Raw genomic sequence first — 21405 nt, 5'->3', positions numbered from 1 at the left:
GAGGAATTATGCAATGACCTCACAGGTAACGCAGATTTCGCCGAGCGGAAAATCAGCTCAGCCTGTCGCGCCGCGCTGGTCCTCTGCTTCCTGAAATGGCGGCGTGACCGGATTCACCGGCACGTTCCAGATCTCTTCGGCATATTCGCGGATGGTGCGGTCGGAGGAGAACCAGGCCATGCGCGCGACGTTGAGGATGGAGGCCCGTGTCCAGGCCGGCGCCACCTGCCAGCGCGCGTCGATGCTACGCTGCGCCTCGTAATAGGAATCGAAGTCGGCACTGACCATGTAATGGTCGAGATAGCGCAGCGCATGCGCGATGGATTCGAAGCGGCCGGGATCGCCGGGCGAGAACTCGCCGCTGCCGATCGAATTGATGGCGCGCCAGAGCTGCGGGGATCTGCGGATCACGTCGGCCGCATCCAGGCCCTGCTTGCGCCGGATCATCACGTCGCCAGCCTCCATGCCGAAGATCGCGATGTTCTCCGCGCCGACATGGTCGCGGATCTCGATATTGGCGCCGTCGAGCGTGCCGATGGTGATGGCGCCGTTCAGCGCCAGCTTCATGTTTCCGGTGCCGGAGGCTTCCATGCCGGCGGTCGAGATCTGCTCGGAGAGATCGGCCGCGGGAATGATCACCTCGGCGAGGCTGACGTTATAGTCGGGCAGGAAGGCGACCTTGAGCTTGCCGCCGATCGCGGGATCGTTGTTGACGACCTCGGCGACGTCGTTGATCAGCTTGATGATCAGCTTCGCGTAGCGGTAGCTCGCCGCCGCCTTGCCGGCAAAAATCTTCACCCGCGGCACCCAGTTGCCGTTGGGATTGTCCTTGATCGCCTGGTACAGCGCGACCGTCTCGATGATGTTGAGAAGCTGGCGCTTGTATTCGTGGATACGCTTGATCTGCACGTCGAACAGCGCGCCCGGGTCGACCTTGATGCCGAGTCGCTCGCCGATCACGCGCGCGAGCGCCGTCTTGTTGTGATGCTTGACCGCGCGGAATTTCTGCTGGAACGCGACATCGCTGGCGCGCGCTTCCAGCAGCATCAGTTGCGTGGGATCGTCGAGCACGGCCTCGCCGCAGGCCTCGCGCAAGAGGTCGGTGAGCTTCGGGTTCGCCAGCATCAGCCAGCGGCGGAAGGTGATGCCGTTGGTCTTGTTGGTGATGCGGCCAGGATAGAGATGGTTGAGATCGTGGAACACGGTCTCGCGCATCAGGTCCGAATGCATCGCCGAGACGCCATTGATGCGGTGCGAGCCGACGAAGGCGAGCTGGCCCATGCGCACGCGGCGGCCGCTCTTCTCGTCGATCAGCGAGACCGAGGCGCGGAAATCGATGTCGCCGGGGCAGCGCGCTTCGGCCAGCGCGAGGTGCTGAACGTTGATGCGGTAGATGATCTCGAGATGCCGCGGCAACAGCCGCTCGAACAGCTCGACCGGCCAGGTTTCCAGCGCTTCTGGCAGCAGCGTGTGGTTGGTGTAGGAGAGCGTGGCGACGGTGATCTTCCACGCCTCGTCCCAGCGGAAATTGTGCAGGTCGATCAGGATCCGCATCAATTCGGTCACGGCAAGGGACGGATGCGTGTCGTTGAGCTGCACCGCGACCTTCATGGACAGGCTGCGCAGCTGTCCGTCGGAGGAGAGATGTCGCTTGACAAGATCCTGGAGCGAGGCCGAGACGAAGAAGTATTCCTGCCGCAGGCGCAGCTCGCGGCCGGCCGGGCTCTCATCATTCGGATAGAGGAACTTGCAGATCGCTTCCGCGCGCGCCTGCTCGGACGAGGCGCTGACATAGTCGCCCGAATTGAACACGTCGAGCTTCAGCGGATCGGGCGAGCGCGCCGACCACAGCCGCAGCGCGTTGACGTGCTGGCCGCGCCAGCCGACGATCGGAGTGTCATAGGCGATTGCCTGCACGGTCTCGGCCGGATGCCAGATCGAGCGGTCACGGCCCTTGTCGTCGACATGCTCGACGCCGCCGCCGAAATGGACGTGATAGATGACTTCCGGCCGCTGCAATTCCCAGGGATTGCCAAAGCTCAGCCATTCGTCCGGATATTCCTGCTGCCAGCCCTGATTGATGATCTGGCGGAACAGGCCGTAATCATACCGGATGCCGTAGCCGATCGCGGGGATCGACAGCGTCGCCATGCTCTCCATGAAGCAGGCGGCGAGCCGCCCCAGGCCGCCGTTGCCGAGCGCGGCATCCGGCTCGCATTTGCGCAGCTCAGGGAGCGAGACGCCGAGATCGCCGAGTGCGACCTCGAAGATGTTGAGCAGTCCCATGTTGTTCAGCGCGTCGGTGAAGAGACGGCCGATCAGGAATTCGAGCGAGAGATAGTAGACGCGCTTGCGTCCGGCATCGTAGCTGCGCTTCTCCGCGCTGAGCCAGCGATGCACGATACGGTCGCGTAGCGCGAGAGCTGCGGCCTGGTACCAGTCGTGCCTGGTCGCCATGCCCGCGTCCTTGCCGATGGCAAGGCGCAGCTTTGCCAGGATCGCACCCTTGATCTCCGCCAGTGCCAGCTCGTCGATGGGCTGGCCGGCTGCGGGAAAATTCGGCTGGGACGATTGCTCTTGCAAAACAGTCACTTCCTGGTCTCGGGACACTGAACAAAGCTTACGCGCCAAATCGTGCGCGGCAAACCTTACGCGGCTCGCCGCGGAAGCGGAACCATTGTCGGCGCGACCGTGCACTGCGCTGGCGTAAATTTATGCAAGGAATGGGCCGCTTTGGGAACCCGGTCGCGCACGGAGAGAGGGGGATTTTCGTGCTAGATTGGTGAAGGATTCAGCCCTTGGTGTGGAGGGAGAGTACGTCCATGAGACTGCTGATCGAAATCGCCACCGCCGCTCTGCTCGTGATCTGCATCACCGCCTCCAGCGCCGCCTTTGCCGCCGGCCAGATCCGCCGCAGCGCTGACGGCGTGAGTTGCGCATTCTCCCTGCCCCAAAACGCCACACCCGCCGCGCGCTGCGCCGCCATCAAGCGCCAATGCGGCGGCAAGTTCTACGCGAATTATTGCGGCGACAGGATGCTGTCGGCGGCGAATTGAGGGCGGAGGTAGGAGCCAAGGCTCGCTCCCCATCGTCGTCCTGGCGAAAGCCAGGACCCATTACCCCGGCTGTCAGATGAGGCCCGACCGGTCATTCCAATCGGGATTTTCTTGTTCGATTAGCTTGATCTTCCAATCACGTTTCCAGAACTTCAGTTGCTTCTCGCGCGCGATAGCGTCCTGCGGCGTCGCGAATGCTTCGAGGTGGACGAGGCGGAAGATTTTGTATTTCTGCACGAACTTCGACCCGCGACCGGAGCGGTGCAGCTCAAGCCTCGTACGGATGTCGTTGGTGACGCCGATGTACAGCGTTCCGTGATGGCGGCTGGCCAGGATGTAGACGTAGTAGCTGCCTGCGCTCATGGTGGGGCAATCTCGCAAGAGCAACGCTGACCGGGGTAATGGGTCCTGGCTTTCGCCAGGACGACGCTTTTCAGCCAGCCAAATGTTCAACAGAACAAATTAAGAACAGTTTAGCAAGCCTTTGATATATCATTGTGATTCGGCGTGTTGCCGACACAATATCTAGCGTCTGTCCGATTTCGCGAGGACTACATGTCCACCATTGCCTTTGATCAATTCGCCCTCACCCGAATTGGCGACTTCGCGCGCTCGCTGTCGCGGCTGCATCAGGCGGCGCGGCGCTACGCGGTCGATGACGACCAGATCGATCGCGAGTTCAACGCGGTGTGCCAGTCGATCTGGGGCTACACCATCGATGACATCAGCGATGACCTGTTCTCGGCCGGGGACCACCTGTTCCTCGACACGCTCGACGAGGCGCAGGCGCGCATCTTCGCGGCCGAGCAAGGTTATGACCTCGTCGACGACGCGGGCATGCTGACGGACTGGTGGGGGTTTTGCTGGATGATCCTCGCCGAGAAGCGCGGATTGCTCACGCCGGAAAACCGCGCCGCTGCGCGCGCGGCGATCGAGGAGAAGTATCTGGCAGCGCCGAACGTGATCGGCGTGATCATCGGACGGTGACGCGAAGCGTCAATTCAGCCCCGCGCGCCTGCCCGATTTCTGCGTCGGCGTCTTCGGCACCGTCACATCCGGCGGCGTCTCGCGCACGATCTCAGGGGGTGGCGCGTCCGTCGCCACCGTCTCGGCGCGCACCGGCGCAACCTTCATCTCGCCGAGGCGGGAGCGGACCTGTGCGGTGAGGCCGGGATAGGAGGCGACCGGTGTGAAGTCGGCGGCCTGCTCGTTGCCGAGGCGAACGCCGGTATAGGCAACGAGACCGTCGCTCGTCGCGATCACGTCACCGGCCTTCAGCGACGTATCGAGCGCCAAGTCCACCGGCGCAAGTCCGACCGGCTCGCGGCCATTGCAGGTGCAGTCCGCACGGAGCGCCTTGCGGAAGGCAAACGCGTTCTCGCTATCGGCATAGCGCTCGCCGGTCTGCGAAGTGGCGCCGTCGATGTTCGAGCCGAAATAGATTTTTGTCGTGGTGGCAGGACAGAACGCCTGACACATCTGCGCCGGCGAGGCCACGCCGCGCATCAGCGGGAAATACTTGCCGTCACAGGTGCGCACACAGAACGCCGGACCGGAACCGCTGGCGGCCGAACGCGTCGGCGAATCCTGGGCGGGCCCATTCGGCTGCGCCGCCGCGAAGGGATCGATATAGGAACTCGCCTGCGGCGCGCTGCGCTGCGGACGCTGTAGTGCGTTGAAGAAGAAGTCGAACAGGCCCTCGGCGGACACGGGGGCAGGCGCCACGAGAAGCGGCGTGGCAACAGTTGCAGCCACAATCATCGCGCGGTGCGGCCAACGCACATTGGACAAATCTGTACGCAATGCCCACTCCACCCGACGCCACGAACCGCACCGAGAGCGACGTGTCTCAGCGCTGATTCACCATAGTGTCGGATAGTAAATGAGCGATGACCGTGGCGGTTGTTGGATCGAATCGCGTCAAGGCCGGGGACAAGCCCGGGCAAGACGATGGACAGAGCCTTGCCGTCTCAACCCTTCAAAAATTCCGACGCCTTGTAGAGCGAGCGGAACGGCAGGCCGGCCTGACCGAAGGTATCATTGGCGCCTTCCTCGCGGTCGACCATGGTCAGCACCAGCACCACATTGGCGCCGGCCTCGCGCACCGATTCCACCGCCTTCAGCGCCGAGCCGCCGGTGGTGGTGACGTCCTCGACGATCACGACGCGCTTGCCTTGAAGCGTCTCGCCCTTGGCAAGGCCTTCGATGGCAAGCTTGGCGCCGTGCTCCTTCGGCTTCTTGCGCACGAAGAAGGCCGCGATCGGATGGCCTTTGATCCATGAGATCTGCGCGAGCGCACCGGCGAGTGGCACCGCGCCCATCTCCAGTCCACCGATGAAATCGAGCTCGTCGTCCTTCAGCGCTTCATAGGTGAGCTCGGCGAGCAGCGTCGCCCCTTCGGGGTCGAGCATGGTCGGCTTCAGGTTGAAATAGAAATCGCTCTTGCGGCCCGACGCGAGCGTCACCTCGCCGCGGCCGAAGGAGCGCCGGCGGATGATTTCGAACAAGCGGGCGCGGGAGGCTGATTTCGACACGACGGTCCCTCTGGGGCACTTTTGGAGGAGGCGGAATTTATCCGCCACAGAGCCGACATGCCAGAGGGGGGTGGCCCCGCAAAACCACCGTCAACAGGGGATCGTCCGCGCCTTTCGGACAGCCACCATGCCGGACCGCTGGTTGTAAGGCCGCGACGTCCTGGAGTAGTGGGGTGCCAGACAAAGCGGGAAGGAAACCGGCAAATGACCATCGAGCTCCACACCTGGAATACGCCGAACGGCCGAAAAATTTCGGTCGCGCTGGAGGAAATGGGGCTCCCTTACAAGGTCTTCCCGGTCAACATCACCAAGGGCGAACAGATGGCGCCCGAGTTCCTCAAGCTCAGTCCGAACAACAAGATCCCGGCGATCGTCGACCCCGAGGGGCCGGACGGCAAGCCCGTCAGCGTGTTCGAATCCGGTGCGATCCTGCTCTATCTCGGCGAGAAGACCGGCAAATTCCTCCCGAAATCGCTGGCCGGCCGCGTTCCCGTCTATGAATGGTTGATGTGGCAGATGGGCGGCTTCGGACCGATGCCCGGCCAGGTGCATCACTTCATCGCGCTGGAGAACGAGCAGGACCGCGCCTACGGGTTGAAGCGCTATATGGCCGAGACGCGCCGTCTCTACGGCGTGCTGGATCGCCGCCTCGAGGGCCGCGACTTCGTCGCGGGCGATCTCTCGGTCGCCGATTTCGCCATCCTGGGCTGGGCCTGGCGCCACCCGCGCCACAAGGTGGAGCTGGCGGATTTTCCGAACGTGAAGCGCTGGTACGAGGCGCTGATGGCGCGCCCCGCGGTGAAGCGCGGGATTGAGGCGAAACTGGATTAGTCGACCAGTCGGCTCTCGTGCCCCGGACGCAGTACAGCGCGTTAGCGGTGCACTGCAGAGCCGGGGCCCATGTGGAATTAGGTCCTGGCTCTGCGCAGCAGCGCACCGGACGATGCTTCGGATCGCCGGGGAGCGCTGCAGCGCGTCCGGGACACGAGCATGTGCTTTGCTGCTCGGCTATACCCGCTTCGCTTCCACCGCCATCCGCACGGCAAGCCCGGCGAGCACCGTGCCCATCAGCCAGCGTTGCACCAGCATCCAGCTCGGGCGGGTCGCCAGGAACAGCGCGATCGAGCCGGCCGCAAGCGCAATCATCGCGTTGACGCTGACACTGATCGCGATCTGGATCGCACCCAGCACCAGCGACTGCGCCAGCACGCTGCCGACGGCGGGGTCGATGAACTGCGGCAGCAGCGCCAGATAGAGCATCGCGATCTTGGGATTGAGCAGGTTGGTGACGAACCCCATCGCGAACAGTTTTCGCGGGCTGTCGACGGCGAGCTTCTTCACCTGAAACGGCGAGCGTCCGCCCGGCTTCACCGCCTGCCAGGCGAGCCAGAACAGATAGCCGGCGCCGGCGAAGCGCAGCGCGTCATAGGCAAAGGGAATGGCGAGCAGCAGCGCGGTGATGCCGAACGCCGCGCACAGCATGTAGAACACGAAGCCCAGCGCCACGCCGCCGAGCGAGACGATGCCGGATGCGGGCCCCTGCGTGATCGAGCGCGAGATCAGATAGATCATGTTCGGCCCCGGCGTCAGCGCGATGCCGAAGCAGACGAGGGCGAAGCCGAGCAGGGAGGATGTGTGGGGCATCGGTAGAACCCGTGCGGGAGATGCTCTGGTTCTAATATGCGAGGGTCCGCGCCGCTATCGCGCAATTGCACGCAGGACAATTCATTAATTAGGACACGTCGGCCTGCACGCTCCTGACGAACGCGGCAAAACGTTCCATCGCCGAACGCAGCGGCGCCGCGACTGCAGGATCTGCGGCGATGCTACGCTCGTCCCAGGCACCGCCGAGCAGGGGCAGCGTCACGCAAGCGTCCTCTGCGATCCGGGCCGACATCGTCTCCAAGGTGAGAGTGAGGGCAGCAAGCGCGTGCGTGGCGCGAGGCGACGTGTTGATCAAGGCGACCGGCTTGCCCGGAAATTCATGGCTTCCGACCAGCCAGTCGAGCGCGTTCTTCAGGACGCCGGCGACACCGCGGGCATATTCGGGGCTGGAGATCAGGAGGCCATCCACGCTTCCGATGAGGTTGCGCATTGCGCCGACCGGGGCAGGCACGTCGTCGCCATCGAGATCCGGATTGAAGAAGGGCAGGTCCGCAATTCCTTCGAAGGCCACGACTTCGACGCCAACAGGCGCGAGCAGAGCCGCTGCGCGCAGCGCAGCCGTATTGCTCGAACCGGCGCGCAAGCTGCCGGAGATCGTTGCGATCTTCATCAAGTGTCCGCCGTCAGTGCGCCTCGTCCCAATTGGTCGCCGCGCGGGCATCGACATGCAGCGGCACCGAGAGCAGCACGGCCGGGAACGGCGCGTCCTGCATCACGTGCTGCACGACCGGGAGCGTCGCCTCCACCTCCGCATCCGGCACCTCGAAGATCAATTCGTCATGCACCTGAAGCAGCATCTGCGCCTGTCTCTTATACACAGTAGTGACATTTGCGGCCGAACAGCGTGGTGACATAGCCGTGGTTCCGGCAGAAATCGCGCGTCTCGTCCATATAGGCGCGGATGCCGGGGAAGCGCTCAAAATACTTCTTGATGTAGGCGGAGGCCTCCTCGCGCGCGATGCCGAGCTGGTTGGCAAGGCCAAACGCCGAGATGCCGTAGATGATGCCGAAATTGATCGCCTTGGCCCTGCGCCGGATTTCGCTCGGCATGCCCTTGATCGGCACGCCGAACATTTCCGACGCGGTCATCGCGTGAATGTCGAGCTCGTCCTTGAAGGCCTGCTTGAGCACGGGAATGTCGGCGATCTCGGCGAGCAGCCGAAGCTCGATCTGCGAATAGTCGGCCGAGACCAGCTTGTGGCCAGGCGTTGCAATGAAGGCGCGGCGGATCTTTCGCCCGTCCTCGGTGCGAACCGGGATGTTCTGCAGGTTCGGCTCGTTCGACGACAGCCGGCCGGTGGTGGTCGCTGCCAGCGCGTAGGTCGTATGCACGCGATGGGTCTGCGGATTGACGTAAGTCGGCAGCGCGTCGGTGTAGGTCGATTTCAGCTTCGAGACCTGGCGCCATTCCAAGATCTTTTTCGGGAAGCCGTGGCCCTGCTCGGCGAGATCATCCAGCACCTGGGCCGTCGTCGACCACGCGCCGGTCTTGGTCTTGGTGCCGCCCGGAAGTCCCATCTTGCCGAACAGGATGTCGCCGATCTGCTTCGGGCTGCCGACATTGACGGGCTCGCCGGCGATCTCCTGGATCTCGGCTTCCACCCGCGCCGCGGTCTGGGCAAAGTCGCCCGACAGGCGTGACAGCACCTGGCGGTCGATCGAGATGCCGCGACGTTCCATGCGCGCGAGCACGCTGGTGAGCGGACGCTCCAGCGTCTCGTAGACGGCGGTCATGTGCTCGGCGATAAGGCGCGGCTTCAGCACGTGCCATAAGCGCAGGGCCACATCGGCGCGCTCGGCCGAATGCTCGGTCGCCTTGTCGATCGCGACCTGGTCGAAGGTGAGCTTGTTCTTGCCGCTGCCGACGAGCTCGCTTTCGGCCAGCACAGCGTGGCCGAGCCAGCGCTCGGCGAGCGATTCCAACGCGTGCGAGCCCCGGCCGGCATCGAGCACATAGGAGATCAATTCCGCGTCGTCATGGTTGCATAGTGTGATGCCGGCCTGCGCCAACAGCACCGCGATGAACTTGGCATTGTATCCGATCTTCAGGATGCCATTCGATTCGAGCACTGGCTTCAGCGCGGCAACGGCCGCTTCGAATTTCACCTGGTCGGGTGCGAGCCCGGCGTCGAACAGTCCGGCGCCGCCGCCCGGCGGCTTGTGGGCCAGCGGCACATAGGCGGCATCATCAGCGCCGAGCGCCAGCGCGATGCCGCAGATATCGGCCTGCATCGGGTCTTCCGAGCTTGCCTTCACCTCGATCGCGACATGGCCGGTATCGTGGATGCGCGCGATCAGCGCGTTGAGCTGGTCGAGGGTCTTGATCGTCTGATATTTGGCGCGGTCGATCCTGGTCTTGCGCGCGGCCTCCGCGCGGGCCTCGGCGAGCGAGACCGGCGTGCCCTTGGGACTGGCGGCCTTGTCTTCCTTGCCGGCGGCCTTGTTGGCCTCCTTGGGCGCAGCTTGCGCTGCTGCGCCAGCTTCCGACGCCGGCACGACGTCCGAGGGCGGCAGTGGCGAGAACACGCTGGCGCCGGTCTTGTAGCCGGGATCGGCCTCCACATCGGCGGGATCGACCTGGGCGTATTCGGCGACGCGGCGGGTCAGCGTCGTGAACTCCATCGCCTTCAGGAAGGCGATCAGCTTGCGCGCGTCGGGCTCGTGGACGGCAAGATCGTCGAGCGGCACCTCGAGATCGACCTTGTCGTCGAGCAGCACGAGCTGGCGCGAAATCCGCGCCTTCTCGGCATTCTCGATCAGCGCTTCGCGCCGCTTCGGCTGCTTGATCTCGGTCGCGCGGAACAGAAGCTGCTCCAGGTCGCCATATTCGACGATCAGTTGCGCCGCGGTCTTGATGCCGATGCCGGGCACGCCCGGCACGTTGTCGGTGGAATCACCGGCGAGCGCCTGCACCTCGACCACCTTCTCCGGCGGCACGCCGAATTTCTCGATCACCTCGGGAATGCCGATACGGCGATCCTTCATGGTGTCGTACATGGTGACGCAGTCGGTGACGAGCTGCATCAGATCCTTGTCGGAGGAAACGATGGTCGCGCTCGCGCCACGCTCGCAGGCCTGCCGCACATAGGTCGCGATCAGATCGTCGGCCTCGAAGCCCACCTGTTCCAGGCAGGGCAGGTCGAAGGCGCGCACGGCCTCGCGGATCAGCGCGAATTGCGGAATGAGATCGTCCGGCGCCGGCGGCCGGTGCGCCTTGTAGTCGGGATAGATCTTGTTGCGGAAGGTGACTTCCGACTTGTCGAACACGATCGCCAGATGCGTCGGCCGGTTGTCCGCGGGCATGTCGCGGAGCAGCTTCCACAGCATGTTGCAGAAGCCGAGCACGGCGTTGACCTGCAAGCCGTCGGACTTGCGGTTGAGCGGCGGCAGCGCGTGATAGGCGCGGAAAATATAGGAGGAACCGTCGACCAGGAAGACGTGATCACCCTTGGCGGCCCTCTTCGCCGCCACGGGTTTGGCAGCAGGCTTGGCAGCAGCGGATTTGGTTTCGGCGGCCGCCTTGGGCGCAGCAGCCTTGGAGTCAGCTTTGGCGGTGGTCTTCGGGGAGGTTTTGGGCATGGCCGCAATGTATGAATTTTTGCGGCATTTGACAGCCTTGGAGGGGCGATTTTTGGGCTGCTGGCGCCGCTATCCCCACTGTCATTCCCCGGCTTGACCGGGGAATCCAGTACGCCGCGGCCCATCGGTCAATAACCGCTGTCTCTGGAAGACTGGGTCGCCCGGTCGAGCCGGGCGACGACCGCGGAGCGAGAAACTATTCCGCCGCCTGCAACACCGGCCCCGCCTTCTTCGGCGCGACCCAGAAGGCGTTCGGCCGCTCGAACAGGAAGTTCGCATGCATGCGCAGCGCGGCCTGCCAGATCAAGAGTGCACCGACCACGCCCACGATGGTGACGATCACCGACATCATGCCGATGTCGGGAACGATGCCGGTGCGCAGCAGCAGCGTCCGCGTCGCGGCCATCGGCAGGAAGAAGGCGAGATAGATCACGATCGAATGCTCGCCGCAGAACCGAAGAAAGTTGAGCCAGCGCGAATGCGCGAGCAGCGTGCCCAGCGTTACGATGGCGACGGCTCCGGAGAAGCCGAGCAGAAGCGAGATCATCGGCCATTCGCTTGCGCCGCGTGCGACGAGACCCGCATTGATGAGCGCCCACGCGCCAAGCGCGGCAAGGGCAACGGCGGGATGCCTGCGCGCGCGTTCCGACAACGCGAACACGTAATCGGCAAACAGATAACCGGAGTAGAAATAGACGAAGCGCGCGCAGAACTCGTCGATGGCGGTCCATCCTGTTGCGATGCGGGCCGTCTCCAGCAGCACTGCTGCGAGCCAGATCGCGAGCGGCGGGATTCGTCGTGTCAGTTTTGTGACGACGAAGAAGATCGGCAGCAGGTAGATGAACCAGAGCGTGCCGAACGGCTCGATGAATGATTCGAGGTACAGAAGGCCCGCATCGCGCCAGCCCGTTTCGGCTGCGAAAGCCGGCGCCTTGAAGCCAAACTGGATTGTCACCCAGAGGACATAAAAATAGGCGAAATGCACGACCTTGCGGTCGAGATAGATTCGCCAGTCGCGGTCGATCACGAGCGGCAAGAATAGTCCCGAAATCAGGAAGAAATCCGGCATCCGGAACGGCTTTGCGAAGGCGACCAGACCATGCATGAACCCGGGTTCGCCGGCAGCGAGCTCAACCCCGATCACCGAGTGCATCATCACGACCATGACGATGCAGATGCCCTTGGCATAATCGACCCAATCGACGCGCGCCGGCGGCGAGGTCTTGGAGCCTCCGCTTGCCGCGATCGTGCCAATTGGTGTCATGGTGTCCCTTTTCGAGGCGCTTACCGCCCAAGAGCGAGGCACAGTATGCCGGCGGCAGGTTTCGGTCCCCTTTACTGTACAAATCACATGCCGGTCTTCTTGCCGTTTTTCTGGGGATCAGCCTCTTCCCCGCGGACCTGAAAATGCTTTAAGACCGCTCCAAAGCGTCATCATGCGTTAACCAAGACAGGCAGGTTTTTCATGCGAATTGCCATGATCGGCACGGGCTATGTAGGGCTGGTTTCCGGTGCGTGCTTTGCGGATTTCGGCCATGACGTCACCTGCGTCGACAAGGACGAGCGCAAGATCGCCGCGCTCCACCGCGGCGAGATCCCGATCTACGAGCCGGGGCTGGACTCGCTGGTCGAGACCAACGTGAAGGCCAAGCGCCTGAGCTTCACGACCGACCTTTCGGGGCCGGTTGCGGAGGCGGACGCCGTGTTCATCGCGGTCGGCACGCCGTCGCGGCGCGGCGATGGTCATGCTGACTTGTCTTACGTCTACGCCGCCGCGCGGGAGATCGCTGCCTCGCTTTCCGGTTTCACGGTCGTCGTTACCAAGTCCACGGTTCCGGTCGGCACCGGCGACGAGGTCGAACGCATCATCCGCGAGACCAATCCGAAGGCCGATGTGGTGGTCGCGTCCAATCCTGAATTCCTGCGCGAGGGCGCAGCGATCCGCGATTTCAAGTTCCCTGATCGCATCGTGGTAGGCACGAATGACGAGCGTGGCCGAAAAGTGATGAGCGACATCTACCGTCCGCTGTCGCTGAACCAGGCGCCGCTGATGTTCACCGCGCGCCGCACCGCGGAAATGATCAAGTACGCCGCCAACGCGTTTCTGGCGACCAAGATCACCTTCATCAACGAGATCGCCGATTTGTCCGAGAAGGTCGGCGCCAACGTCCAGGAGGTCGCGCGCGGCATTGGCCTGGACAACCGCATCGGCACCAAGTTCCTGCATGCGGGCCCGGGCTTCGGCGGATCCTGCTTCCCGAAGGACACCAAGGCCCTGATCAAGATCGCGCAGGACTATGATGTGAGCCTGCGCATCGTCGAATCCGTGCTTGCCGTCAACGAGAACCGCAAGCGCGCGATGGCGCGCAAGGTCAGCCACGCGCTTGGCGGCGCGCTGCGCGGCAAGACCATCGGCGTGCTCGGTCTCACCTTCAAGCCCGACACCGACGACATGCGCGATGCGCCGTCGATCCCGCTGGTGACCGGACTGCTCGACATGGGCGCGAAGGTGCGCGCCTACGACCCGGTCGGCATGGACCAGGCCAAGCACGAGCTGCCGGCGATCGAATATTGCGAGGATGCGTATGCCTGCGCCAAGGGCGCGGACGCGCTTGTCATCGTCACCGAATGGGTGCAATTCCGCGCGCTCGATCTCGATCGGCTGAAGGAGACCATGGTGCAGCCGGTCGTGGTCGATTTGCGCAACATCTATCGTCCCGAAGACATGGAAGCCGCCGGCTTCGTCTATGAGAGCGTCGGACGACCCGCCGGGCAGGTTTGATCGCCGCATCTTGTTGTCATACCCCGCGAAGGCGGGGTATCCAGTATGCTCGACCCTCGTCGGTGACGAGGGTCTGAGTTTACTGGATCGCCCTCTTTAGTCCGCCATTTCGCACGAGGCGGGCGATGACGGATGCCGGATATTGGCTCGCAGCTTCGACACGCCCCTACCGATCGATGCGGTGCTCGACGACCTGTCGCGCACGCTGGAAGCGCATAATGCTGCCGTGCTGGTGGCGCCGCCTGGTGCCGGCAAGACCACGCGCGTGCCGCTGGCGCTGCTGGATGCGCCCTGGGCCAGGGACAAGAAGATCATCGTGCTGGAGCCGCGGCGCATCGCGGCGCGCGCGAGCGCCGACCGCATGGCCAAGTCGCTCGGCGAGCGCGCCGGCGAGACCGTCGGTTATCGCGTCCGCTTCGGTTCGAAAATCTCGCGTGCGACCCGCATCGAGGTGGTGACGGAAGGCATCTTCACCCGCCAGATCCTCGACGATCCCGAACTGACAGGCGTTGCCGCCGTCCTGTTCGATGAATTCCACGAGCGCTCGCTCGATGCCGATCTCGGTCTCGCGCTGGCGCGCGATGCGCAATTGGGCCTGCGCGAGGATCTGCGCATCCTCGTGATGTCGGCGACGCTGGACGGCGCCCGGGTGGCGAGGCTGCTGGGGGAAGCGCCCGTCGTCGAGAGCGAGGGCCGTGCGTTCCCGGTCGAGACGCGCTATCTCGGCCGCAAGGCGGACGCCCCGCTGGAGCGGCAGATGGCGGATGCGATTGCCTCTACGCTGCGCACTGACGCCGGCTCGGTGCTGGCGTTCCTGCCCGGCGCGGCCGAGATCCGGCGCACGCAGAACTTTCTCGCCGAACGCATCCATGATGCTGCAATCGAGATCGTGCCGTTGTTCGGCGCGCTGGATGCCGCCGTGCAGGACCGCGCCATCGCGCCGGCGCCCAAGGGCACGCGCAAGGTGGTGCTGGCGACCTCGATCGCGGAGACCTCGCTCACCATCGAGGGCGTGCGCATCGTCGTGGATTGCGGCCTCGCCCGCGTGCCGCGCTATGAGCCCGATATCGCCTTGACGCGGCTAGAGACCGTGCGAGCTTCGCGCGCTGCGGTCGATCAGCGCCGCGGCCGCGCCGGCCGCACCGAGCCCGGCGTGTGCTACCGGCTCTGGGACGAGCCGCAGACCGCCTCGCTCGCGCCCTACACGCAGCCTGAAATTCTGAGCGCGGACCTCTCCTCGCTCGTGCTGGATCTTGCGCAATGGGGCGTCAGCGATCCTGCCGCGCTCTCGTTTCTCGATCCGCCGCCTCAGCCCGCCCTGAAAGAGGCAAACAGCCTGCTTGCCGAGCTCAACGCGCTCGATGCCGACGGTCGCATCACCGCGGAAGGCAAGAGCCTGCGCGCGTTGGCGCTGCCACCGCGGCTCGCACGCATGATCGTGGATTCGCATCGCGCTGGCAGCGGCGGGGCCGCCGCCGAAATCGCCGCGATCCTCACCGAGCGCGGGCTCGGCGGCGACAGCGTCGATCTCGACCATCGTCTCGACCAATTCCGCCGCGACCGCTCACCGCGTGCCACCAGCGCCCGCGACCTCGCACGACGCTGGGCCTCGCAAGTCGCGTCATCGGAGAATGGGACGCCGAGGCAGGGCGACTTGCGCACCGGCATCATGCTCGCCTACGCCTTCCCCGACCGCGTTGCGCGCAACCGCGGCAACGGCAGCTTCGTGCTCGCCAACGGCCGCGGCGCGGCCGTCGAGCAGACGTCTTCCCTTGCGCGCGCGCCCTACATAGCGGTGGCCGAGATGACGGGTACGGCGGCGAGCGGACGCATCCTGCTTGCCGCGCCGATCAGCGAGGACGATATTGAAGGTCACTTCGCCGAGCACATCGAAACCTCGGACGAGATTTCCTTCGATCGCGGTGCAATGGCGCTGCGCGCACGTCGCAAACGTGCGCTGCACGCCATCACGTTGTCCGAGGCGCCGCTCACGCTCACGCCGTCCGAGACGACGGCCCGCCTCCTCGCCGACGGCCTGATTGCCGCCGGTCTCGATCGGTTGCCCTGGTCGAAAGCCGCCATTCAATGGCGCGACCGCGTGATGTTCCTGCGCAAGGCCGAAGGCGAGAGCTGGCCCGATCTGTCCGACGCCGCCTTGATCGCGCGGCGCGATGACTGGCTGGTGCCCGCGCTCTACGACAAGACGGCGCTGAAGGACGTCGCCGCCGGCGACCTCTCCGAGGCGCTGATGGCGCTGCTGCCGTGGGAGCTGCGCGCACGGCTCGAACGCGAGGCGCCCACCCATTTCGAGGCGCCGACCGGGACGATGCTCGCGATCGATTACGAGGCCGAGCAGGGCCCGACCATCGCCGTCCGGCTCCAGGAACTGTTCGGCCTCAACACTCATCCGTCCATCGCGGGCGGCAAGGTGCCGCTCGTTCTCGAACTGCTGTCTCCGGCACAGCGCCCGGTGCAGGTGACGCGCGACCTGCCCGGCTTCTGGCGTGGTAGCTACATCGCGGTCCGCTCCGACCTGCGCGGCCGGTATCCGCGCCATCCCTGGCCGGACGATCCAGCGAATGCGCTCCCGACCCGGCGTGCCAAGCCGCGCGGGACGTAAACCGGGGCAGACCCTCATGGTGAGGAGCGCGGAACGCGCGTCTCCGGACGATGCTGCGCATCGCCGGGCGAACCATGCAGGCCCCGCTCGTACCCGCGGCCATCCTTCGAGGCGCCCGCTTCGCGGGCTCCTCAGGATGAGGGCTTTGTGGTGTTGCCACGCGGTCGCATTAACCCTTCCGTCACGCTTTTCGCCAAAATGGCGGCGTCCCGGCCGCAAGCTCGCTCGCGGAGGGACGCGTAGCGTGCTGAAATCGTGTTTTCGGTTCCGAGTGGTGCCATGCGTAACATTATGATCTTCGCGGCCATCATGATTGGGCTGGGCACATTCATGGCGCAGATGGCCGACAAGATGAGCTCCGCCTCCGCCACCTCGGCGCCGCGCCAGATGGCCGCAGTGCAGGCGGCCGCGCCGCAAGCGAGCAATCGCAGCGTCAGCATCCCGCCCGACGCCCGCGGCCACTTTCAGACCGAGGGGCGCATCGACGGTCAGCGCATCGGCTTCATGGTCGACACCGGCGCTTCCGTGGTGGCGCTGAATGAGACCTCGGCTGCCCGTTTCGGCCTGCGCCCGTCGCGCGGCGACTACAACGCCAGCGTCGCCACCGCCAACGGCACCATCAAGGGCGCGCGCACCCGCATCGCCATGCTCGACGTCGGCGGCCTCATCGTTCGCGACGTCGATGCCATGGTGTTGCCGGACGAGGCGCTGTCGGAGAATTTGCTCGGGCTTTCCTTTCTGTCCAAGCTGAGGCGCTTCGAATACGCCAACGGCCAGATGGTGCTGGAGCAATAGCGCGGGTCGCTCCGGGCTTCATTTCGCTTTGTTGCGTTGATTTGAAGGGCGGCGGGTAAGGTTTCCCCGTTACCAAACTGCCGCAATTATCCGCCATAAGCCGCCGATCCCGCCTTCCGCTCGGCCTGAGCATTCGCTATGCCTGCGGTATATTCCTCCTGCCCATTAACGAGATTGTCTCGATGTTTCCCAAGCCGAAATCCGCGCTGCTGCCCAACACCTATGCCTTCGAATCCGAGCCGATGGTGAAGGCCACAGGCTTTCGCGAATACGACGCGCGCTGGCTGTTTCAGAAAGAAATCAACCTGATGGGCGTGCAGGCGCTCGGCATGGGGCTGGGTGCGCTGATCGCCGAGCTCGGTGTCAAACAGGAGATCGTCACCGGGCACGATTTCCGCGGCTATTCGGCCTCGATCAAATATGCGCTGATCTCCGGCCTGATGGCGGCGGGCTGCAAGGTGCATGACATTGGCCTCGCCGTGACACCGATGGCCTATTTTGCGCAGTTCGACCTGGATGTGCCCTGCGTCGCCATGGTCACGGCCTCGCATAACGACAATGGCTGGACCGGCGTGAAGATGGGTGCCAACCGTCCGCTGACCTTCGGCCCCGATGAGATGACGCGGCTGAAGGAGATCGTGCTGGGCGCCGATTTCAAGAACAAGGTCGGCGGCTCCTATCAGTTCCACGAAAATTATCCGGCGCGCTATATCGCCGATCTCACCAACCGTCCGAAGCTGAAGCGCAAGCTCAAGGTGGTCGCGGCCTGCGGCAACGGCACCGCCGGTGCATTCGCGCCGCAGGTGCTGGAGGCGATCGGCTGCGAGGTGATCCCGCTCGACACCGAGCTCGACCACACCTTCCCGAAGTACAATCCGAACCCCGAGGACATGGAGATGCTGCACGCGATCCGCGACGCCGTGCTGCATCACAAGGCCGACGTCGGCCTCGGCTTCGACGGCGACGGCGATCGCTGCGGCGTCGTCGACAATACGGGCGAGGAGATCTTTGCCGACAAGGTCGGCGTGATGCTGGCGCGCGACATGTCGGCGATCCACAAGGACGCGCAGTTCGTCGTCGACGTGAAGTCGACCGGCCTGTTCATCACCGATCCCGTGCTGCAGAAGCAGGGCGCGAAGACCGCCTACTGGAAGACCGGCCATTCCTACATGAAGCGCCGCACCAACGAGATGGGCGCGCTTGCCGGGTTCGAGAAGTCGGGCCACTTCTTCTTCAACAAACCATTCGGACGCGGCTATGATGATGGCCTCGTCTCCGCGATCGCGATCTGCGACATGCTTGACCGCGCCCCCGGTAAAACGATGGCGGATCTGAAGAACGCGCTGCCAAAAACCTGGTCGTCGCCGACCATGTCGCCGCACTGTGCCGATGAGGCCAAGTATGGCGTCGTCGACGCCGTGGTGAAGCACTTTGAAGGTCTTCAGAAGGGCGGTGCGAAGATCGGCGGCCAGGCGATCCGCGATCTCGTCACCGTCAACGGCGTGCGTGTCACGGTGGAGGACGGAAGCTGGGGCCTGGTGCGCGCATCCTCGAACAAGCCCGAGCTCGTCGTGGTGGTCGAAAGCCCGGTCTCCGAGCAGCGCATGCACGACATGTTCGAGATGGTGAATAGCGTGCTGCGCACGCATCCGGAAGTCGGCGAGTACAATCAGAAGATTTGAGCGAGGCTCCCGCCTCTTTCACCGCTGTCATGCCCCGCCACCGGGTCTCGCCTTCGGCGAGCCCGATGACAGGCTCCGGCGGGGCATCCAATACGCCGCGGCTTCTCGGTTCAATAACGAACGTCTCAGAGTACTGGATCGCCCGGTCAAGTCGGGCGATGACAGTTCCGTTGTGGTGAGATTCGAAGCCTAAGCCGCCACCACCGCCGGGATCGGCAGTGCGGTGACCGACTTGATCTTCTCCATGGCGAAGCGCGAGGTGACGTTCTTGAGCGGCACGGCGCTGATCAGCTTCTTGTAGAAGACGTCATAGGCCTGCATGTCCGCGACCACGACGCGCAGCATGTAATCGACATCGCCCGCCATGCGGTAGAACTCCATCACCTCGGGCATAGCGCTGACGGCCTCGGCGAATTTCTTCAGCCAGGCCTCCGAATGGTCGGCGCTCTCGACCGACACGAACACCGAAATGCCGAGCCCGATCTTGTTCTGGTCGACCAGCGCCACCCGCTTGAGGATCACCCCATCGGCCTCCAGACGCTGGATGCGCTTCCAGCAAGGCGTGGAGGATAGTCCGACCCGGTCGCCGATCTCGGCAACCGACAGGGAGGCATCTTCCTGGAGGACCATCAGAATCTTGCGGTCGATGGCGTCGAGGCGGCGGTTGGTCTCTGGGAGTTGGACGGCGAGGTCGCTCATTTGAGGAACTTTTTTCCATTTCAGGGGTCGAAACCCCTCATATATAGAAAAATCTTCTAGAGCAAGCTGATATTCAGGCGACAGGGTGCCCGCGCTGGTTAGCTTCCGAGCAAAAGCCCTTCAACTTCAATGCGTTGCGGCGCGGCGAGGCCGCCACCAAAGCGAGTGCATTTCAGCGCGGCCGCGGCCGCGGCGAATCGAAGCGCCTCCCGGGCCTCCACGCCTTCGGCGAGGCGAAGGGCAAACGCGCCATGGAAGACGTCGCCCGCGCCGAGCGTATCCACGGCATGAACCGGAAAGGCCGCCGTCTCCTCCAGCCCACCCCGCTCGTTCAGCCAGATCGTGCCGCGCGGGCCGCGGGTGGCGGCGACGAATGCCGGTGTCAGCCTCGCAAGCGTCTTCAGCGCTCCACCGTCGTCGGCAACACCGGCCGTTTCCTGCAACTGCTCGCTGGCGAACAGGATGTGCGAGGTGACCGCGAAGAGGCCATCGCCTTGCGACATCGCGCGGTCGACGCCGACGATGACGGCTATGCCGCGGCGTCGCGCCTCGGCGCAGAGGGGAAGGGCGAATTCGGCGCAGCGGCTCTCGACCAAAATCGCGTCGCAATCGCCGAGCAGCGCGTCGGCATCAGGCAGCTTCACTGTCCAGAGTTTGGGATCGCGATAGATGACGAGGGTGCGCTCGCCGCTCGCGTCGATCATGATCGCCGAGACCGGCGTCGTCAGGCCCGGCATGCGCACGACGTGTCTGGCATCGATGCCCTCTTGCGCCATGCGCTCGAGGATGAAGCCACTTGAGGTTTCCTGCGCATCACCCATCGGTCCCGCGAAGGCGACGCGGCCGCCGAGCCGCGCGATGGTGATCGCGGCGTTGAGCGCGTTGCCGCCGCAGATCTCCTCCAGATGCGTGGCGTTCGCCTTGCTGCCATGCTCGGGCACGCCTTCCACGCGGAAGGTGAGGTCGCGCACGGGGATGCCGATGCAGAGGATGCGTGGCGCGATCGTTTTGGCGGACATCGGCGGTCGCCGCTATACGCCGTCCTTGCCCTGCAACCAGCGGCCGACCAGATGATGGGCGATGGCGAAGGGGTGCGGGCCGGCAAGCCCGTCCGGATGCGTCCGCGTCAGCATCAGCCGGGCCTCGTCGCGGCTGAACCAGCGCGCGTCCTCCAGCTCCGAGTGGTCGACGGTGATCTCATCGGTCAACGCGCGTGCGCTGCAGCCGATCATCAGTGACGACGGGTAGGGCCAGGGCTGCGTCATGTAATACTGCACATCGGTGCAGCGGATGCCGGATTCCTCGAAGATCTCCCTGCGCACCGCGTCCTCGATGGTCTCGGCCGCCTCGACGAAGCCGGCGAGGCAGGAATACATGCCCGGCGGAAACTGCTTCTGGCGGCCGAGCAGGCACTTGTCGCCGGAGGCGACCAGCATGATCACGACCGGGTCGGTGCGCGGAAAATGCTCGACCTTGCAAGCAGGACACTCGCGCTTCCAGCCGCCTTCCCTCATCGCGCTGCGCGCACCGCAATTGGCACAATAGCCGTGGCGCTGATGCCAGGTGACCATCGACTTCGCCATCGCGATCGCGGACAGCTCCTGCGGCGGAATCGCGCCTTGCATGGCCATGCCGCGCAATTCGGTCACGCTATAGTCCTCACTGCCGATGAGTTTTTCGGCCGCCGCCTGCGGCATGCCCATGCCGAACACCGCAGCGCCATCGCGCAGCCCCAGGAAGATCGTGCCGGGATTGGCGCCGCATTTGGTGGCTTCATCGATCGAGAGCAGGGCGCGGACGCGCTCGCCCTCGCGCTTCACCAGGAGCGAGTCGCGGTAGATCACATAAGCGCGCGACGACGGGTTCTGTTCGAGTGCGAAGAGTTTTTCGTCATTGAGGCGCAGATGCGCGGCGCGATCGAGGACGTTGGTGACGAAGGCCGGCTGCCCCAGCGGAAACGAGTCGAATGCTGACATTATTGTTCTTTCAACCC

General features: G+C 64.4%; 17 protein-coding genes and 1 pseudogene. 7 read left to right on the top strand and 11 right to left on the bottom strand.

Translation table 11 applies throughout. From position 1 onward, the window contains the following. Positions 1 to 57 precede the first annotated feature (57 nt). The gene (locus SO140_RS12030; protein WP_449378269.1) at positions 58 to 2583 is read right to left on the bottom strand and encodes a glycogen/starch/alpha-glucan phosphorylase; all 2526 of its coding nucleotides are present in this window, start codon (positions 2581 to 2583) and stop codon (positions 58 to 60) included. 239 nt (positions 2584 to 2822) lie between these two features. On the opposite strand from SO140_RS12030, the gene SO140_RS12025 reads away from it, so the two are divergent. After that, positions 2823 to 3056, top strand: coding sequence for a hypothetical protein (locus tag SO140_RS12025; RefSeq protein WP_449378247.1), 234 nt, complete (start codon positions 2823 to 2825; stop codon positions 3054 to 3056). A gap of 72 nt (positions 3057 to 3128) precedes the next feature. Here SO140_RS12025 and SO140_RS12020 read toward each other — a convergent pair whose 3' ends face one another. Beyond that, positions 3129 to 3419: a GIY-YIG nuclease family protein gene (locus SO140_RS12020; RefSeq protein WP_449378246.1), complete on the bottom strand. Its 291-nt coding sequence runs from the start codon at positions 3417 to 3419 to the stop codon at positions 3129 to 3131. Between the two features lie 192 nt (positions 3420 to 3611). Here SO140_RS12020 and SO140_RS12015 point away from each other — a divergent pair, with 192 nt between their 5' ends. Continuing rightward, a complete protein-coding gene (locus SO140_RS12015) occupies positions 3612 to 4043 on the top strand; it encodes a hypothetical protein (RefSeq protein ID WP_449378245.1) in 432 nt (143 codons plus the stop codon). 9 nt (positions 4044 to 4052) lie between these two features. Here SO140_RS12015 and SO140_RS12010 read toward each other — a convergent pair whose 3' ends face one another. After that, positions 4053 to 4817, bottom strand: a complete 765-nt coding sequence (locus tag SO140_RS12010) for a DUF2865 domain-containing protein (RefSeq protein WP_449378268.1) — start codon at positions 4815 to 4817, stop codon at positions 4053 to 4055. A gap of 209 nt (positions 4818 to 5026) precedes the next feature. Next, the gene (pyrE, locus tag SO140_RS12005; RefSeq protein ID WP_449378244.1) at positions 5027 to 5590 is read right to left on the bottom strand and encodes an orotate phosphoribosyltransferase; all 564 of its coding nucleotides are present in this window, start codon (positions 5588 to 5590) and stop codon (positions 5027 to 5029) included. A 204-nt stretch (positions 5591 to 5794) separates the two neighbouring features. Here pyrE and SO140_RS12000 point away from each other — a divergent pair, with 204 nt between their 5' ends. Continuing rightward, positions 5795 to 6421, top strand: coding sequence for a glutathione S-transferase family protein (locus tag SO140_RS12000; RefSeq protein ID WP_449378243.1), 627 nt, complete (start codon positions 5795 to 5797; stop codon positions 6419 to 6421). 177 nt (positions 6422 to 6598) lie between these two features. Here SO140_RS12000 and SO140_RS11995 read toward each other — a convergent pair whose 3' ends face one another. The 4 genes and pseudogenes from SO140_RS11995 to SO140_RS11980 form a co-directional block, all read right to left on the bottom strand. Continuing rightward, on the bottom strand, positions 6599 to 7234 hold the full coding sequence (locus tag SO140_RS11995) for a LysE family translocator (protein ID WP_449378242.1): 636 nt from the start codon (positions 7232 to 7234) through the stop codon (positions 6599 to 6601). A gap of 88 nt (positions 7235 to 7322) precedes the next feature. After that, positions 7323 to 7865 carry an NADPH-dependent FMN reductase gene (locus SO140_RS11990; protein ID WP_449378241.1) on the bottom strand — a complete coding sequence of 181 codons (543 nt, stop codon included), beginning with the start codon at positions 7863 to 7865 and terminating at the stop codon, positions 7323 to 7325. 13 nt (positions 7866 to 7878) lie between these two features. Next, positions 7879 to 10834, bottom strand: a pseudogene (gene polA, locus SO140_RS11985) (DNA polymerase I). Positions 10835 to 11030: 196 nt separating this feature from the next. Continuing rightward, the gene (locus tag SO140_RS11980; RefSeq protein WP_449378239.1) at positions 11031 to 12098 is read right to left on the bottom strand and encodes an acyltransferase family protein; all 1068 of its coding nucleotides are present in this window, start codon (positions 12096 to 12098) and stop codon (positions 11031 to 11033) included. A gap of 201 nt (positions 12099 to 12299) precedes the next feature. Between SO140_RS11980 and SO140_RS11975 the strand changes: the two genes are divergently transcribed. The 4 genes from SO140_RS11975 (at position 12300) to SO140_RS11960 (ending at position 18713) form a co-directional block, all read left to right on the top strand. Further along, entirely contained in the window at positions 12300 to 13616 is a 1317-nt protein-coding gene (locus tag SO140_RS11975) for a UDP-glucose dehydrogenase family protein (RefSeq protein WP_449378238.1), read from the top strand. 142 nt (positions 13617 to 13758) lie between these two features. Further along, positions 13759 to 16236 carry an ATP-dependent helicase HrpB gene (gene hrpB / locus SO140_RS11970; protein ID WP_449378237.1) on the top strand — a complete coding sequence of 826 codons (2478 nt, stop codon included), beginning with the start codon at positions 13759 to 13761 and terminating at the stop codon, positions 16234 to 16236. 279 nt (positions 16237 to 16515) lie between these two features. After that, a complete protein-coding gene (locus SO140_RS11965) occupies positions 16516 to 17031 on the top strand; it encodes a TIGR02281 family clan AA aspartic protease (protein ID WP_449378236.1) in 516 nt (171 codons plus the stop codon). Between the two features lie 182 nt (positions 17032 to 17213). Then, positions 17214 to 18713: a phosphomannomutase/phosphoglucomutase gene (locus SO140_RS11960; RefSeq protein WP_449378235.1), complete on the top strand. Its 1500-nt coding sequence runs from the start codon at positions 17214 to 17216 to the stop codon at positions 18711 to 18713. A 189-nt stretch (positions 18714 to 18902) separates the two neighbouring features. Here the strand turns inward: SO140_RS11960 and SO140_RS11955 are convergent, their stop codons facing one another. The 3 genes from SO140_RS11955 to nudC all read right to left on the bottom strand — a co-directional run bounded on the left by SO140_RS11955 (position 18903) and on the right by nudC (position 21388). After that, positions 18903 to 19412 (bottom strand): Lrp/AsnC family transcriptional regulator, encoded by a 510-nt coding sequence (locus SO140_RS11955; RefSeq protein ID WP_027520825.1) that lies wholly within the window; start codon positions 19410 to 19412, stop codon positions 18903 to 18905. Between the two features lie 98 nt (positions 19413 to 19510). Beyond that, positions 19511 to 20431: a sugar kinase gene (locus tag SO140_RS11950; protein ID WP_449378234.1), complete on the bottom strand. Its 921-nt coding sequence runs from the start codon at positions 20429 to 20431 to the stop codon at positions 19511 to 19513. 12 nt (positions 20432 to 20443) lie between these two features. After that, positions 20444 to 21388, bottom strand: coding sequence for an NAD(+) diphosphatase (gene nudC / locus SO140_RS11945; RefSeq protein ID WP_449378233.1), 945 nt, complete (start codon positions 21386 to 21388; stop codon positions 20444 to 20446). Positions 21389 to 21405: the final 17 nt, after the last annotated feature.

It is taken from the genome of Bradyrhizobium sp. UFLA05-108, assembly GCF_059803455.1.
The sequence above is the reverse complement of the archived record's forward strand: the minus strand, read 5'-3'. Positions and strand labels throughout refer to the sequence as shown.

Excerpts from the sequence above, each read along its gene's own strand:
- SO140_RS11955 (WP_027520825.1), bottom strand. The coding sequence starts at position 19,412 with ATGAGCGACCTCGCCGTCCAACTCCCAGAGACCAACCGCCGCCTCGAC.
- SO140_RS11960 (WP_449378235.1), top strand. The coding sequence starts at position 17,214 with ATGTTTCCCAAGCCGAAATCCGCGCTGCTGCCCAACACCTATGCCTTC.
- SO140_RS11995 (WP_449378242.1), bottom strand. The coding sequence starts at position 7,234 with ATGCCCCACACATCCTCCCTGCTCGGCTTCGCCCTCGTCTGCTTCGGC.
- SO140_RS11965 (WP_449378236.1), top strand. The coding sequence starts at position 16,516 with ATGCGTAACATTATGATCTTCGCGGCCATCATGATTGGGCTGGGCACA.
- SO140_RS12015 (WP_449378245.1), top strand. The coding sequence starts at position 3,612 with ATGTCCACCATTGCCTTTGATCAATTCGCCCTCACCCGAATTGGCGAC.
- SO140_RS11980 (WP_449378239.1), bottom strand. The coding sequence starts at position 12,098 with ATGACACCAATTGGCACGATCGCGGCAAGCGGAGGCTCCAAGACCTCG.
- nudC (WP_449378233.1), bottom strand. The coding sequence starts at position 21,388 with ATGTCAGCATTCGACTCGTTTCCGCTGGGGCAGCCGGCCTTCGTCACC.
- SO140_RS12025 (WP_449378247.1), top strand. The coding sequence starts at position 2,823 with ATGAGACTGCTGATCGAAATCGCCACCGCCGCTCTGCTCGTGATCTGC.
- SO140_RS11990 (WP_449378241.1), bottom strand. The coding sequence starts at position 7,865 with ATGAAGATCGCAACGATCTCCGGCAGCTTGCGCGCCGGTTCGAGCAAT.
- SO140_RS11950 (WP_449378234.1), bottom strand. The coding sequence starts at position 20,431 with ATGTCCGCCAAAACGATCGCGCCACGCATCCTCTGCATCGGCATCCCC.
- SO140_RS12010 (WP_449378268.1), bottom strand. The coding sequence starts at position 4,817 with ATGATTGTGGCTGCAACTGTTGCCACGCCGCTTCTCGTGGCGCCTGCC.
- SO140_RS12020 (WP_449378246.1), bottom strand. The coding sequence starts at position 3,419 with ATGAGCGCAGGCAGCTACTACGTCTACATCCTGGCCAGCCGCCATCAC.
- SO140_RS11975 (WP_449378238.1), top strand. The coding sequence starts at position 12,300 with ATGCGAATTGCCATGATCGGCACGGGCTATGTAGGGCTGGTTTCCGGT.
- SO140_RS12000 (WP_449378243.1), top strand. The coding sequence starts at position 5,795 with ATGACCATCGAGCTCCACACCTGGAATACGCCGAACGGCCGAAAAATT.